Annotated in this window: 14 protein-coding genes; 13 read left to right on the top strand and 1 reads right to left on the bottom strand. The window is 71.9% G+C overall.

Annotated elements, in window-relative coordinates:
* Positions 1-139 precede the first annotated feature (139 nt).
* The 3 genes from ffh to ftsH all read left to right on the top strand — a co-directional run bounded on the left by ffh (position 140) and on the right by ftsH (position 4,420).
* A complete protein-coding gene (ffh, locus tag ACFV8H_RS03375; protein ID WP_375891826.1) occupies positions 140-1,708 on the top strand; it encodes a signal recognition particle protein in 1,569 nt (522 codons plus the stop codon).
* Between the two features lie 136 nt (positions 1,709-1,844).
* On the top strand, positions 1,845-2,387 hold the full coding sequence (locus ACFV8H_RS03370) for a GNAT family N-acetyltransferase (RefSeq protein WP_375891764.1): 543 nt from the start codon (positions 1,845-1,847) through the stop codon (positions 2,385-2,387).
* Positions 2,388-2,500: 113 nt separating this feature from the next.
* Positions 2,501-4,420 carry an ATP-dependent zinc metalloprotease FtsH gene (ftsH, locus tag ACFV8H_RS03365; RefSeq protein ID WP_375891766.1) on the top strand — a complete coding sequence of 640 codons (1,920 nt, stop codon included), beginning with the start codon at positions 2,501-2,503 and terminating at the stop codon, positions 4,418-4,420.
* Positions 4,421-4,484: 64 nt separating this feature from the next.
* Here the strand turns inward: ftsH and ACFV8H_RS03360 are convergent, their stop codons facing one another.
* The gene (locus ACFV8H_RS03360) at positions 4,485-5,189 is read right to left on the bottom strand and encodes a class I SAM-dependent methyltransferase (protein ID WP_375891768.1); all 705 of its coding nucleotides are present in this window, start codon (positions 5,187-5,189) and stop codon (positions 4,485-4,487) included.
* 392 nt (positions 5,190-5,581) lie between these two features.
* On the opposite strand from ACFV8H_RS03360, the gene proS reads away from it, so the two are divergent.
* The 10 genes from proS to lepB (ACFV8H_RS03310) all read left to right on the top strand — a co-directional run bounded on the left by proS (position 5,582) and on the right by lepB (ACFV8H_RS03310) (position 14,421).
* Positions 5,582-6,994: a proline--tRNA ligase gene (proS, locus tag ACFV8H_RS03355; protein ID WP_375891770.1), complete on the top strand. Its 1,413-nt coding sequence runs from the start codon at positions 5,582-5,584 to the stop codon at positions 6,992-6,994.
* Between the two features lie 444 nt (positions 6,995-7,438).
* The gene (locus ACFV8H_RS03350; protein WP_375891771.1) at positions 7,439-8,017 is read left to right on the top strand and encodes a hypothetical protein; all 579 of its coding nucleotides are present in this window, start codon (positions 7,439-7,441) and stop codon (positions 8,015-8,017) included.
* Between the two features lie 359 nt (positions 8,018-8,376).
* Positions 8,377-8,805, top strand: a complete 429-nt coding sequence (rpsP, locus tag ACFV8H_RS03345; RefSeq protein ID WP_375891773.1) for a 30S ribosomal protein S16 — start codon at positions 8,377-8,379, stop codon at positions 8,803-8,805.
* 2 nt (positions 8,806-8,807) lie between these two features.
* Positions 8,808-9,047, top strand: a complete 240-nt coding sequence (locus tag ACFV8H_RS03340) for an RNA-binding protein (RefSeq protein ID WP_030056773.1) — start codon at positions 8,808-8,810, stop codon at positions 9,045-9,047.
* Between the two features lie 188 nt (positions 9,048-9,235).
* Complete coding sequence (gene rimM, locus ACFV8H_RS03335; RefSeq protein ID WP_380396315.1) at positions 9,236-9,796, top strand: ribosome maturation factor RimM; 561 nt, start codon at positions 9,236-9,238, stop codon at positions 9,794-9,796.
* A gap of 161 nt (positions 9,797-9,957) precedes the next feature.
* On the top strand, positions 9,958-10,776 hold the full coding sequence (gene trmD / locus ACFV8H_RS03330) for a tRNA (guanosine(37)-N1)-methyltransferase TrmD (RefSeq protein ID WP_380396346.1): 819 nt from the start codon (positions 9,958-9,960) through the stop codon (positions 10,774-10,776).
* 154 nt (positions 10,777-10,930) lie between these two features.
* Complete coding sequence (gene rplS / locus ACFV8H_RS03325) at positions 10,931-11,281, top strand: 50S ribosomal protein L19 (RefSeq protein ID WP_030243502.1); 351 nt, start codon at positions 10,931-10,933, stop codon at positions 11,279-11,281.
* Between the two features lie 236 nt (positions 11,282-11,517).
* Positions 11,518-12,231, top strand: coding sequence for a signal peptidase I (gene lepB, locus ACFV8H_RS03320; RefSeq protein ID WP_380396314.1), 714 nt, complete (start codon positions 11,518-11,520; stop codon positions 12,229-12,231).
* Between the two features lie 136 nt (positions 12,232-12,367).
* Positions 12,368-13,174 carry a signal peptidase I gene (gene lepB / locus ACFV8H_RS03315; protein WP_380396313.1) on the top strand — a complete coding sequence of 269 codons (807 nt, stop codon included), beginning with the start codon at positions 12,368-12,370 and terminating at the stop codon, positions 13,172-13,174.
* 242 nt (positions 13,175-13,416) lie between these two features.
* Positions 13,417-14,421, top strand: a complete 1,005-nt coding sequence (gene lepB, locus ACFV8H_RS03310; RefSeq protein WP_380396312.1) for a signal peptidase I — start codon at positions 13,417-13,419, stop codon at positions 14,419-14,421.
* The last annotated feature ends 117 nt before the right edge of the window (positions 14,422-14,538 follow it).

Below are 14,538 nucleotides of genomic sequence, written 5' to 3'. Positions count from 1 at the left end.
CCCGCACGGGTGGCCGAGGGCCGCTCGCACGGGAGGTGGAGGGCCGCTCGCACGGGGGTGGAGACCGTACCCGGGGCGGCCGGATACCCTGGGGACGACGACCGTACCGATACCGATGCCGCAGAGGACCCGCGACGACGTGTTCGACACCCTTTCCGATCGCCTCGCAGCGACGTTCAAGAACCTCCGGGGCAAGGGCCGCCTGAGCGAGGCGGACATCGACGCCACCGCCCGCGAGATCCGCATCGCGCTGCTGGAGGCGGACGTCGCGCTGCCGGTCGTCCGGGCCTTCATCAAGCAGGTCAAGGAGCGTGCGGCCGGCGTCGAGGTCTCCGGTGCGCTGAACCCAGCACAGCAGATCATCAAGATCGTCAACGAGGAGCTCATCGCCATCCTCGGTGGCGAGACCCGCCGGGTGCGGTTCGCCAAGAACGGCCCGACGGTCATCATGCTCGCCGGTCTGCAGGGTGCCGGTAAGACCACCCTGGCGGGCAAGCTCGGCCACTGGCTGAAGCAGCAGAAGCACACCCCGCTGCTGGTCGCCTGCGACCTCCAGCGCCCCAACGCGGTCAACCAGCTCCAGGTGGTCGCCGACCGCGCCGGCGTGGCCTTCTACGGCCCGCAGCCGGGCAACGGCGTCGGTGACCCGGTGCAGGTCGCCCGGGACTCGATCGAGTACGCCAAGCAGAAGCAGTACGACGTCGTCGTCGTCGACACCGCCGGCCGCCTGGGCATCGACGCCGAGCTGATGCAGCAGGCCGCCGACATCCGCGCCGCGGTGAACCCGGACGAGGTCCTGTTCGTCGTCGACGCGATGATCGGCCAGGACGCGGTCACCACCGCGCAGGCCTTCCTCGAAGGCGTCGACTTCACCGGTGTCGTGCTCTCCAAGCTCGACGGCGACGCCCGCGGTGGTGCCGCCCTGTCGGTCGCGCACGTCACCGGCCGCCAGATCATGTTCGCCTCCAACGGCGAGAAGGTCGACGACTTCGACGCCTTCCACCCGGACCGGATGGCCTCGCGCATCCTGGGCATGGGCGACGTCCTCTCGCTGATCGAGAAGGCCGAGCAGACCTTCTCGCAGGCCGAGGCCGAGAAGATCGCCGCCAAGCTGCGCGGCGGCCCGAAGGCCTTCACGCTGGACGACTTCCTGTCCCAGCTGGAGCAGGTCCAGAAGATGGGCTCGATCTCCAAGCTGCTCGGCATGCTGCCCGGCATGGGCCAGATCCGCGAGCAGATCAACAACATCGACGACAAGGACGTCAACCGGGTCGGCGCGATCATCAAGTCGATGACCCCGACCGAGCGCGCCGAGCCGGAGCTGATCAACGGCTCCCGCCGGGCCCGCATCGCCAAGGGCGCGGGCGTCCAGGTCGGCGAGGTCAAGAACCTGGTCGAGCGGTTCTTCGACGCCCGCAAGATGATGTCCGCGATGGCCTCCGGCAAGGGCATGCCCGGCATGCCGGGGATCCCGGGCATGGGCGGCGGCGCCAAGAAGTCCGGCAAGAAGGCCCCGCAGGCCAAGGGCAAGCGCAAGAGCGGCAACCCGCTGAAGCGGGCCCAGGAGGAGGCTGCGGCCGCCGAGCGCCGCGCGCTCGGCCCGGGCGCCGAGCAGGGCCCGGCCGACGGCGGCGGCGCGTTCGGTCTCGGCGCGGGCAAGGGCCCGGCCGACTTCGAACTGCCCAAGGAGTTCAAGGACCTGCTGTAGTCCTCGGTTTCCCGCTGTTGCGGCCCGTCGTCCGGAATCCTCCGGGCGGCGGGCCGCACGCGTGTCCGGGGCGACGCCGGTGGGACGGTGGGTGCGGTCGTGTCCGACGGGCTTCGCAGTGCCGGATGATGTCGGCATGTCAGATGATGTCGCCGTGCGAGTGATGATCAGGGCCCCGAGGGCCGAGGACGAGGTTGTGTACGCGGAGGCGGTCCGACGGTCCGCCGAGCACATCGGACGGTGGAACCCGGTCGAGCCGGACGGGCTGCCCGAGCTGCTGGGACGCCAGGGCGCCGGCCTGCGCACGTTCCTGATCCTCGACCGGGAGAGCGGCGGGCTGGTCGGCAAGGTGAACGTCGCCAACATCGTGATGGGCCGGTTCTGCAACGCCTCGCTGGGCTACGACTCGTACCTGCCGTACGCCGGCACCGGGCGGATGACCGAGGGCCTGCGGCTGATCCTGGACCGCTGCTTCGCCCCGCAGTCGGCCGACGGGCTGGGCCTGCACCGGCTGGAGATCAACGTGCAGCCGGAGAACGAGCGCTCGATCGCGCTGGCCAAGCGGCTGGGCTTCCGGCACGAGGGCTACACCCCGCGGATGCTGTTCCTCCAGGGGGACTGGCGCGACCACGAGCGGTTCGCGCTGACCGCGGAGGAGTGGCCGGGAGGCGCGGCCTAGCCCGCCGACGGGAGGTCATATCCGCTGGTCGGAGGCGTCGGTGCGGCCGTACGGGCGGTCCGGCGCGGCGTTGCGGTTGGCCCGCCCCAGTGGCTGTCCGTATCGTCCGGTGGGTGACCGAACCCGTGCCGCCGCGCCAGACCCCCGACCAGCCCTGGCGGTCCGAGGGCGCCCCGCCCCCGCCGCCGCCCCGCCGCCGGATGCCCGGCGGCTGGGCGGGCCTCGTCCTGACCGCACTCGTGGTGTTCCTGATCTCCGACCTGCTGCTGTCGTTCTTCGGCAACGAGGGCGCCACCACGATCTCCTACACCGAGTTCAACAACCAGCTGAACAAGGGCAACATCACCAAGATCTACTCCAAGGGCGACGCGATCGAGGGCACCCTCAAGAGCGCCCAGCCCAAACCCGACGGCGGCAAGGGCGACTACACCGACTTCGACACCCAGCGCCCCTCCTTCGCGGGCGACAACCTGTGGACCACCCTGCAGCAGCAGGGCGTCGAGGTCACCGCCACCTCCCCGGTCCAGCAGCGCAGCTTCCTGACCAACCTGCTGCTCTCGCTCGCCCCGATGCTGCTGCTGGTCTTCATCTGGGTGCTGCTGGCCCGTCGGATGGCCGGCGGGCTCGGCGGCGGACCGCTCGGCCGCAAGGCCCCGCCCAAGCCGGTCACCGCCGACCAGGGCAAGCGCACCACCTTCGCCGACGTGGCCGGCATCGACGAGGTCGAGGCCGAACTCACCGAAGTGGTCGACTACTTGAAGCACCCCGAGCGCTACCGCAAGCTCGGTGCCAAGATGCCGCGCGGGGTGCTGCTCAGTGGCCCGCCCGGCACCGGCAAGACCCTGCTGGCCCGGGCCGTGGCCGGCGAGGCGGACGTGCCGTTCTTCTCCGCCTCCGCCTCCGAGTTCATCGAGATGATCGTCGGTGTCGGCGCCAGCCGGGTCCGCGAACTGTTCGCCGAGGCCCGCAAGGTCGCCCCGGCGATCATCTTCATCGACGAGATCGACACCATCGGCCGCCAGCGCGGCGCCGGCGGCGGCATGGGCGGGCACGACGAGCGCGAGCAGACGCTCAACCAGATCCTCACCGAGATGGACGGCTTCACCGGCTCCGAGGGCGTCATCGTGATCGCCGCGACCAACCGGGCCGACGTGCTCGACCCGGCGCTGCTGCGCCCCGGCCGCTTCGACCGCCGGATCACCGTCAGCCCGCCCGACCGGGAGGGGCGCGCCGCGATCCTGCGCATCCACACCCGGACCGTCCCGCTGGCCGGCGACACCGACCTCACCCAGCTGGCCAAGGTCACCCCCGGGATGACCGGCGCCGAACTCGCCAACCTGGTCAACGAGGCCGCCCTGCTGGCCGTCAAGCGGGAGCAGGACGCGGTCAACGAGCGGGACCTCTCGGACGCCCTGGAGAAGGTCCAACTCGGCGCCGTGCGACCGCTGGTGATGCCGCAGGAGGAGCGCGAGCGGACGGCGTACCACGAGAGCGGCCACGCGCTGCTGGGCATGCTCCAGCCGGGGGCGGACCCGGTCCGCAAGATCACCATCGTGCCGCGCGGCCGGGCCCTCGGCGTCACCCTCTCCACCCCGGAGAACGACCGCTACTCGTACACCGAGCCCTATCTGCGCGGCCGGATCATCGGCGCGCTCGGCGGGATGGCCGCCGAGCAGGTGGTCTACGGGGTGATCACCACCGGCGCGGAGAGCGACCTGGAGCAGGTCACCAACATCGCCCGCGGGATGGCCGGGCGCTGGGGGATGAGCGAGCGGGTCGGGCGGCTCACCGCCGTGCCCGCGGACGCCCAGGGCGCGTACGGGCTCTCGGCGGCGCCGACCACGCTGGACGCGGTGGACGAGGAGGCCCGGCGGATCGTCGCCGAGTGCTACGAGGACGCGGTGCGGATCCTGAACGAGGAGCGGCAGCGGCTGGACGCGCTGGCGGCGGCGCTGCTGGAGGCGGAGACCCTCGACGAGGAGGCGGCCTACCGGGCCGCCGGGGTGCCGCGGAAGGCTTCCGAGGAGGCGTGAGCCGGGGAACCGGGGGCGCCCGCCGTGGTGGCGGGCGCCCCCGGTTTCCGTTGGTCGGGGGCTTTCAGCGCGGCCGCTCGGCGATCAGGTAGCGGAAGACGTTCTCCATCCGGACCGAGCCGTCCGGGCGCAGGTACGGCTGCAGCGCCTCCTCCAGCTCCTTGGCCACCAGCGGGGCACCGGAGAACTCCTCGGCCGCCTCGAACAGTCCGGTGGAGAGCAGGCCGCGCACCGCGCTGTCGAGGTCCGGGTAGGCGAACGGGCAGCTCACCCGGCCGCTGCCGGCCGGGCGCAGGCCGGCCGGGGCCAGCAGGTCCTCCAGCGTTCCCGGCGCGCTCAGTTCGAACGGGTCGCGCGCGGTGGTCCGCCCGGCCATCCGGCGGGCCGCGTCCAGCACCGGGGCGCTCTCGCAGCGCTCCGGCGGTCCCCAGGCGGCGAGCACCACGTGCCCGCCCGGGAGGGTGTGCCGGGCCGCCTCGGCGACCACCGGCCCGGGCTCGGCGGAGCCGGGCAACTGGTCGAAGACCGTCACCAGCGAATGGGCCGAGCGGGGGACGGCGGCGGCCGGCCGGGCCCCCGCGCACACCCGCAGCCGACGCCCCCGGGCCAGCTCGCGCAGCTCGTCCCGCGGCTCCTGCCCGGCGACCTGGGCGCCCCGTCCGGCGGCCAGCAGCAGGGCCAGTCCGGACCGGCAGCCCAGTCCCAGCACGCTGCTCGCCGGGCCGACCTCCAGGCGGTCGTGCACCGCCTCGTAGAGCGGCACCAGCATGCGCTCCTGGATCTCCGCCCAGTCGCGCGCCCGCGCGGGCCCCGCGGCCTCCTGCGGGGGGTGGTGCGGTCGTGCGCCGGTCGGTCGTGCGCCGGTTGGTCGTGCGGTCCCTGGTCGTGCGGTCGTGCCGGTCGTCCGAGCTGAAGCCATCGCGGCCTCCCATCCGGTCCTTCGGTGTGCAGCTACGGCTCCCCCAAAGTCCCGCCCCACTCCAGCGAACAGCGGGTCGGGCCCGGCGTCCAGAGGGGTGCAGGGTGGTGCGCGCGTGTCGCGGTCGTGCGCCCCCTGCGGACGGACCGCGGTCGGTGTGCCACGACTGAGGGTGTCCTCACCCCCTCGTCGGTGTGATACCGATTCGAAGTGAGGGGGCCGCTCCCCGTACCATTCCGCCCATGGCTAAGGCACCCGTTCTCACCCCTCAGGCGGAAGACTTCCCGCGCTGGTACCAGGACCTCATCAACAAGGCCGAGCTGGCCGACAACGGTCCGGTGCGCGGCACCATGGTCATCCGACCGTACGGCTACGGGCTGTGGGAGCGGATGCAGCAGGAGATGGACGCGCGCATCAAGAAGGCGGGCGCCCAGAACGCCTACTTCCCGATGTTCATCCCGCAGTCCTACCTGACGAAGGAAGCCGAGCACGTCGAGGGCTTCGCACCCGAGCTCGCGGTGGTCACCCACGGCGGCGGCAAGCAGCTGGAGGAGCCGGTCGTCGTCCGGCCGACCTCCGAGACCATCATCAACGAGTACTTCTCGAAGTGGGTGCAGAGCCACCGCGACCTGCCCCTGCTGATCAACCAGTGGGCCAACGTGGTCCGTTGGGAGCTCCGCCCGCGCGTCTTCCTGCGCACCACCGAGTTCCTCTGGCAGGAGGGCCACACCGCCCACGCCACCTACGAGGACGCCCGCGCGTACGCGTCGATGATCCACACCCAGGTCTACGGCGACTTCATGACCAACGTGCTCGGCATCGACGTCGTGCTCGGCCGCAAGACCGCCAAGGAGCGCTTCGCCGGCGCCATCAACACCCTCACCCTCGAAGGCATGATGGGTGACGGCAAGGCGCTGCAGATGGGCACCAGCCACGAGCTGGGCCAGAACTTCGCCAAGGCGTTCAACACCACCTACCAGCTGCAGGGCGCCGAGCGCGAGCACGTCTGGCAGACCTCCTGGGGCGTCTCGACCCGCATGGTCGGCGGCCTGATCATGTCCCACGGCGACGACAACGGCCTGCGGGTGCCCCCGCGCCTGGCCGCGGTCCAGGCCGTGGTGCTGGCCATCAAGGGCGACGACGCCGTCATCGCCAAGGTCCGTGAGATCGGCGCCCAGCTGGAGGCCGTCGGCATCCGGGTCGTGGTCGACGACCGCACCGACACCCCGTTCGGCCGTCGCGCCGTCGACTGGGAGCTCAAGGGCGTTCCGGTGCGCATCGAGGTCGGCCCGCGCGACCTGGAGAACGGCACCGCGATGCTGGCCCGCCGCATCCCGGGCGGCAAGGAGCCGGTCTCCATCGACGCGCTGGCCGCCCTGCTGCCGGGCCTCCTGGAGGAGGACCAGGCGCTGCTGCTGCGCCAGTCCCGCGAGCGCCGCGAGTCCCGCACCGTCGACGTCAAGACCCTCGACGAGGCCGTGGAGGCCGCCGCGACCGGCTGGGCCCGGATCTCCTGGGCCGACCTCGGCCCGGAGGGCGAGGCCAAGCTGGCCGAGCAGGGCGTCACGGTGCGCTGCATCGTCGCGGCCGACGGTTCGGTGCCGCAGGCGGACGACCAGGACGGCAATATCGCGATCGTCGCGCGTTCGTACTGACGTCATCGCGGCGTGCGCGTACTGATCGCGTGCCGCCCACCGATGTCGGCGGTCGTCGGGTAATGACCGGTGGCGGCGACATTTGCCCGAAATGCGGGCGGGTAAGAATCCGGTAACTCTGCCGGAGGGGGCCGAGTAGGTGACATCCCTACTGGCCGGTCAACTGCCGGTATTAACGGAATAGCGGTACGGTGTACGGCCCGTGGCCCTGTCAACTTCGACGGGTCCACGGGCCGTACGTCCAGGGGGCGACAGCCCGCTCCCCGGACGGAATTCACGAGGCCCGCCGACGTTGCGACGGGCCGAAACCCGCAGGGGGTTGGTCTTGCCTCAGATCCGGAACGCGCAATTCGCGCGCAGTCGTGCATTCCTGGGAGTTCCCTGGGAATTCCCGGAGAACGGGAACATGCGGAACATCGGCGCACTCTGCATCGTTGGTCTAGCGTGAGCACGACACAGCCCCTCGTCCTCGCGGCCGAACTGGCCGCCGCCTGGAGCGACATCCAGGCCTACCACCAGGACCTCCCCGACCTGGCCTCGCCCGAGGCACTGATCGGCGAGTCCTCCTCGGCCTGTGGCACGCGGCTCGGTTTCGAGCGGCTCCTCCACGAGGCTGCCCACGGTCTGGCCGCGGCCCGGGACATCCGGGACACCTCGCGGGCCGGCCGCTACCACAACCGGCGCTTCCTGATGCTCGCCTCCGAGCTGGGCCTGGCGCACCCGGTCGAGCCGCACGCCAGCAGCGGCTTCTCCCAGGTGACCATGCTCAAGGAGACGCAGGAGCGCTACGCCGACACCATCGAGCGACTGGACCGCGCCCTCGGCGCGCACCAGGAGGCGGTGGCCGGCGACGGCGCCAACCGCGCGTTCCGCGGCCCGGCCGCCCGGCACGGCTCCTCCGGGGGCGGCGTCCGGGTCAAGGCGGTGTGCGGCTGCGGGCGCAACGTCCGCGTCGTGCCGTCGGTGCTCGCCCAGGCGTCCATCGTCTGCGGCGCGTGCCAGCAGCCGTTCAAGATCGCGTAATCCGGGGTCGGGACCGGTCGGCGACTGTGCGGGCAGTCGGCCCGGCCGGGATGATCGACACCGGTGGCATCGGTGAGTCTGTGGGCTGACCGGGAGCGGGGGCTCCCGGTCGAGCCCTGAACCGTCCCCCTGCTCCGGCCCGGTCGCCCCGGCCGCGGCACAGGTGCTCCCCGGCTCCGTCTGCGAAGGCCGGGTGAAGAGCCCTGCCGCCGATATGGCAGAATGGACAGCTGAGTACTCGGCAGCCGAGCAGGACCCCTCTCTCCTACGGCTGGCGTGTCCCTTGAGCGGACCGCCCCGCAACCCCACGCGGACGGCGAGACCGCTCACCCACGTCAACACCAGGAGAATCCACTCCCGTGGCAGTCAAGATCAAGCTCAAGCGTCTCGGCAAGATTCGCGCCCCGCACTACCGCATCGTCGTCGCCGACTCGCGCACCAAGCGTGACGGCCGCGCGATCGAGGAGATCGGCATCTACCAGCCGACCTACAACCCCTCGAAGATCGAGGTCGACACCGACCGCGCCCAGTACTGGCTGTCCGTCGGCGCCCAGCCGACCGAGCCGGTGCTCGCCATCCTCAAGCTGACCGGTGACTGGCAGAAGTTCAAGGGCCTGCCGGCCCCGGCGCCGCTGCTGGTCGCCGAGCCCAAGGTCGAGGACTTCTCGCACCTGTTCGCGAAGGCCGTCGCCGGCTTCGAGGACGCCACCACCGGTGTCGCCATCACCCCGAAGGCCAAGAAGTCGGACAAGGCCGAGGCTGAGGCCGACGCCGGCGCCGAGGCCTGATCGTGATCGAGGACGCCCTCGACCATTTGGTGAAGGGCATCGTCGAGCACCCCGACGAGGTGCAGGTGCGCTCGCGCAACCTGCGTCGGGGGAACACCATCGAGGTGCGAGTGCACCCCGATGACCTCGGCAAGGTGATCGGCCGGGGTGGCCGCACGGCGCGCGCACTGCGCACCGTGGTCGGCGCCCTCGGCGGTCGCAACGTCCGGGTCGACCTGGTCGACGTGGACAACATTCGCTGACGCAGCTGCTCGTTCAGCCGTCGGGCTTGAGGCCGACCGGGACGCATGTCGTCCCGGTCGGCCTTTTTCTGTCTCCGGCCGCTGTCCTCGGCTCTCGTCACCGGTCTTCGTGACCGGGCTGCGTCACCGCTTCTGTCTCTGCCTTTGTCTCTGCCTTCTCGCCCAGCAACTCCAGGAGAACGATCACCGTGCAGCTCGTCGTCGGCAGGATCGGCCGTGCCCACGGCATCCGGGGGGACGTCAGTGTCGAGGTCCGCACCGACGAGCCGGAACTCCGGCTCGGCCCCGGTGCCGTCCTGCTCACCGACCCGGCCTCGACCGGGCCCCTGACCGTCGAGTCCGGCCGGGTGCACAGCGGCCGGCTGCTGCTGCGCTTCGCCGGCGTCAAGGACCGCAACGCGGCGGAGGCGCTGCGGGGCACCGTGCTGATCTCCGAGGTCGACCCGGAGGAGCGTCCGGACGATCCGGAGGAGTACTACGACCACCAGCTGGTCGGCCTCGACGTGGTGCTGCTCGATGGCACCCCGGTCGGCGAGCTGACCGCGGTCGTCCACCTGCCGTACCAGGACCTGCTCACGGTGGAGAAGGCCGACGGCACGGAGGTGCTGGTGCCCTTCGTCACCCAGATCGTGCCGACCATCGACCTGGAGAACCAGCGGGCCGTGATCACCCCGCCGCCCGGGCTGATCGACCTCGACGAGGCCGAGGTCGTCGGCAGCGCCTCGGAGGAGCCGGAGGAGTCGGAGTGAGCGCCGAGCAGGACCTCGCCCCGACGGCCGCTCCCGAGCCCGCCCCGGAGAGTGCCTCGGCGGCTGCCCGCGGTGGGCAGCCGGGGACCGCGCAGGCGGGGATGGTGCAGCCGGGGACCGCGCAGGCGGGGATGGTGCAGCCGGGGACCGTGCAGTCGGGGATGCGGATCGACGTCGTCTCGATCTTCCCGGAGTACCTGGAGCCGCTGAACATCTCGCTGGTCGGCAAGGCCCGGGCCCGCGGCCAGCTGGACGTGCACGTCCACGACCTGCGCGGATGGACCCACGACGTGCACCGCACGGTGGACGACAGCCCGTACGGCGGCGGGCCCGGCATGGTGATGAAGCCCGAGCCGTGGGGCGAGGCGCTGGACGCGGTGGTGGCCGGCGGCCCCGAGGGCGAGCTGCCCACCCTGGTCGTTCCCACGCCCAGCGGGCGGCCGTTCACCCAGGAGCTCGCCCAGGAGCTCGCCGGGCGCCCCTGGCTGGCGTTCACCCCCGCGCGGTACGAGGGCATCGACCGCCGGGTCATCGAGGAGGCGGCCACCCGGATGCCGGTGGTCGAGGCCTCGATCGGCGACTACGTGCTGGCCGGCGGCGAGGTCGCGGTGCTGGTGATGGTCGAGGCGATCGCCCGACTGCTGCCCGGCGTGCTCGGCAACGCCGAGTCGCACCGGGACGACTCCTTCGCGCCCGGCGCGATGGCCGACCTGCTGGAGGGCCCGGTCTACACCAAGCCCGCCGAGTGGCGCGGCCGGACCGTCCCGGACGTCCTGCTCAGCGGCAACCACGGCAAGATCGCCCGCTGGCGGCGGGAGCAGGCCTTCGCCCGCACCCTGGCCAACCGGCCCGACCTGGTCGGGCGCTGGCAGCACGGGGCCTTCGACAAGAAGGACCGGGCGGCGCTCGACGTCCTGGGCCTGGCCTGGGACGAGGAGCTCGGCCGATTTCGGTCCACGGCCGTCGATGTGGAAGAATAGGCCGCTGCTGTCTGTCGCTGGCCCCCTTCCGTAGGGGGCACGTGGACCGGCGCCCTCGCCACGGGGGGATCGCCGTCAGCCGATGCGGCCCGCAGCTCACCCCATTGTGACGAACTTCCGTGGGCGGCCCGTGGCGCCTGCGATGGAGAGCAACATGAGCAACAAGCTCGCTGCTGTCGACGCGGCCTCGCTGCGCACCGACATTCCGGCCTTCCGCGCCGGTGACACCCTGAAGGTTCACGTCCGGGTCATCGAGGGCAACCGCTCCCGTGTCCAGGTCTTCCAGGGCGTCGTCATCCGCCGCCACGGCGCCGGCGTCGGTGAGACCTTCACCGTCCGCAAGGTCAGCTTCAACGTCGGCGTGGAGCGCACCTTCCCGGTGCACACCCCGGTCGTCGAGAAGATCGAGGTCGTGACCCGCGGTGCGGTTCGCCGCGCCAAGCTGTACTACCTGCGTGACCTCCGCGGCAAGGCCGCGAAGATCAAGGAGAAGCGCGACCGCTGATCCACCGCCCCCCGGCCGCGCCGGGGGACCGGAGCGCTCCGAGGGACCGGGCCACCGCAAGGTAAGCTCTGCGCCCGATGAGCACGCACGAACCACCCGCGGACCGCGACGGCAGTCCCGCACCCACCGGTGCGGACTCGCTGTCGCGGTCCGCGGTCGTTTCCGAGCCGGATCGGGCTGCGCGGCCGGAGCGGCTCGAACGTCCTGAGCGGCTCGAAGGGCCGGGGGCCTCAGGGGTGGAGCCGGAGGCCGAGGACGAGGCCGAGGAGCCCGGGCGGTCGCGCTCGCGGGACCTGCTGCTGTTGGCCGGGATCTGTCTGGCGGCCCTGCTCCTGGTGAACGCCTTCGTGGCCCGTCCGTTCACGGTGCCCTCGGGCTCGATGGAGGACACCCTGCGGCCGGGCGACCGGTTGCTCGCCAACCAGCTCGCCTACGCCTTCGGCGGGCACCCCCAGCGCGGTGACGTGGTGGTCTTCGACGGGACGGGCTCCTTCCTCCGCGATTCGGCCGAGCCGCCGGGGGTCTGGGACGACCTCCGCTCGGTCGGCCGGGACCTGGGGCTGGTCCCGGCCGGCGACGCGGTCTACGTCAAGCGCGTGATCGGCGTCGCCGGGGACCGGGTGCGGAGCACCGGCCCGGGGGCGCCGCTCACCGTCAACGGCGTGCCGGTGGACGAGAGCGGCTACCTGGCCCCGGGCGACCAGCCGTCCGCCGTGGCCTTCGACGTCCTGGTGCCGGACGGCAAGCTGTTCGTGCTGGGCGACCACCGGAGCGCCTCCCGGGACTCCCGGGACCACCTCGGGGAGCCCGGTGGCGGCTTCGTGCCCGAGGACAAGGTGATCGGCCGGGCGGACTGGGTGGTCTACCCGTTCTCGCGCCTGACCGGACTGGACCGGCCCGCGGCCTTCACCGCGATCCCGGGGACGGGTGGCCGTGGGGACCAGGGGTAGGGGCCGGGTCGCCGACCGGCTGGCTCCCGAACCGGGCGGGGACGGGGGCGGGAGCGGGGGCGAAGCAGCGGAGTCCGGGGCGGGACCGGTCGCGCCGGTCCGCGGTCGCGCCGATCGTCGGCGCAGTGCCCGCCGCGTGGCCCGGCGGCGCAAGCGCTCGCTGCTGCGCGAGTTCCCGCTGATCATCCTGGTGGCCCTGCTGGTGGCACTGGTGATGAAGACCTTCATGATCCAGGTGTTCGTGATCCCCTCGGGCTCGATGGAGCAGACCATCCAGGTCGGGGACCGGGTGCTGGTGGACAAGTTGACCCCCTGGTTCGGCAGTGAGCCGCAGCGCGGCGACGTGGTGGTGTTCAAGGACCCGGGCGGCTGGCTGGAGAGCGACCACAAGGCCGCCGACGACGGTCCGGTCCTGGCCCCGGCGAAGCACGTGCTGACCTTCGTCGGGCTGCTGCCGTCCGACAACGAGCAGGACCTGATCAAGCGCGTGATCGGCGTCGGCGGGGACACCGTCGAGTGCTGCGACCCGCAGGGGCGGCTCAGCGTCAACGGCCGTGCGGTGGACGAGCCGTACCTCGCGGCGGGCAACCCGCCGTCCCGCCAGCCGTTCAAGGTGACGGTGCCGAAGGGGCGGCTGTGGGTGATGGGGGACCACCGCGACGTCTCCGCCGACTCCCGCTTCCACATGGGCAACCCCGGTCAGGGCACCGTCCCGCTGAGCGACGTGGTCGGTCGCGCCTTCATGATCGGGTGGCCGCTGGGCCGGCTCCATCAACTCGCCGAGCCCGGTTCACTCTCCTCTCTCGCCGCGACCTCGCGGCCCGGCGGAACTGCGCCGGAATCGATGGGCATTGGGCCGGTTCCATTGGAACCACCGCTCGTTATGGGTGTGTTGGGCATCCTTCCGTTCGTCGTTCGCCGGTCGGGGCGGCCTCCGCGGTGAGCCGCTCCGGTCGTCGGACGGCCGGACGGCGCGTGTGGAACCGCGAGCCGGATGCCCTGGAGTGATAGAGAAGTGCAGGTGCGGCCGGGAGCGGTCCCGGTCGTGAGCCGGGGCCGGGTTGGTGTCAGGAGAGCCTGCTGTGGGCAATCCTGATGCGTTCACGGTCGTGGTGAGCGTGGTGCCCGCTGTGCGGCACTCTGAGCGCGGGCGCGCAGGCGTCCGCACAGCAGGGAGGAGACGTTGTGGGGGATTTGGTGATCGGCGCCCGCTCAGGCGCCGGGGAACCCGAGGGCCCGGGCGGTCGGGTGACCCGGTCCGCCGAGTCCTCGGCGCCGTCCGCCGCGGTCGAGGACGCGGCCGCCCAGACCGCCGACGAGCACGGGAGCGGGGCCGACGGCCCGGCGGAGCCCGGGCGGCCGGAGAGCGGGCCGACCGACGAGTCTGAGTCGGAGGCTCCGGCCAAGTCGCGCAAGCAGCGCTCCTTCCTGAAGGAGTTGCCGATCCTGGTCGGCATCGCACTGATCCTGGCGTTGGTGATCAAGACCTTCTTCGTCCAGGCGTTCTCCATTCCGTCCGAGTCGATGCAGAACACGCTGCAGGTCGGCGACCGGGTGCTGGTGGACAAGCTGACCCCGTGGTTCGGTGCCGAGCCCGAGCGCGGGGACGTCGTGGTGTTCCACGACCCGGGCGGCTGGTTGGGCGACGAGCCGACCCAGCAGAGCAGCAACTCCTTCGTCCGCGGTGTCCAGGACGTGCTCAGCTTCGTCGGGCTGATGCCCTCCGCCAACGAGAAGGACCTGATCAAGCGGGTCATCGCGGTCGGCGGCGACACCGTCGAGTGCAAGGACGACGGTCCGGTCAAGGTCAACGGCGTCGCGCTCAACGAGCCGTACATCTACCCGGGCAACACCCCCTGCGGGACTCAGCCCTTCGGCCCGATCAAGGTGCCGAACGGCCGGATCTGGGTGATGGGCGACCACCGCGCGGACTCGTTGGACTCCCGCTTCCACATGGACCAGCCGGGCGGCGGGAGCGTGCCGGTGGACAACGTGATCGGGCGTGCCTTCGTGGTGGCCTGGCCGGTCGGCCACTGGTCCACGCTCCCGGTGCCGGACACCTTCGACCAGAAGGGCCTGGCGGCGGCCTTGCCGGCCGCGCCTCCCGTGGCCGGTGCGGTGGGTGCCGTCGCCCTGCTTCCGCTGGTGCGTCGGGCGCGGGCCCGGACGGAGCGCCGGAAGGAGTCCTGAGCTCCACCTGCTCCTCCCCGACCCTTGCGCGGGCCGTGGTACCGACGAGTAATCTGCTCGGACGTGCCACGGCCCGTCGGCGTTCGCGCCCGAGCCACCGGCGTGCCAGTGGTGTTC

Source organism: Kitasatospora sp. NPDC059827 (assembly GCF_042731675.1).
In the GTDB taxonomy this organism is placed as follows: Bacteria; Actinomycetota; Actinomycetes; order Streptomycetales; family Streptomycetaceae; genus Kitasatospora.
Note: the sequence above shows the minus strand (reverse complement) of the source record. Positions and strands in the feature narration are given on the sequence as shown.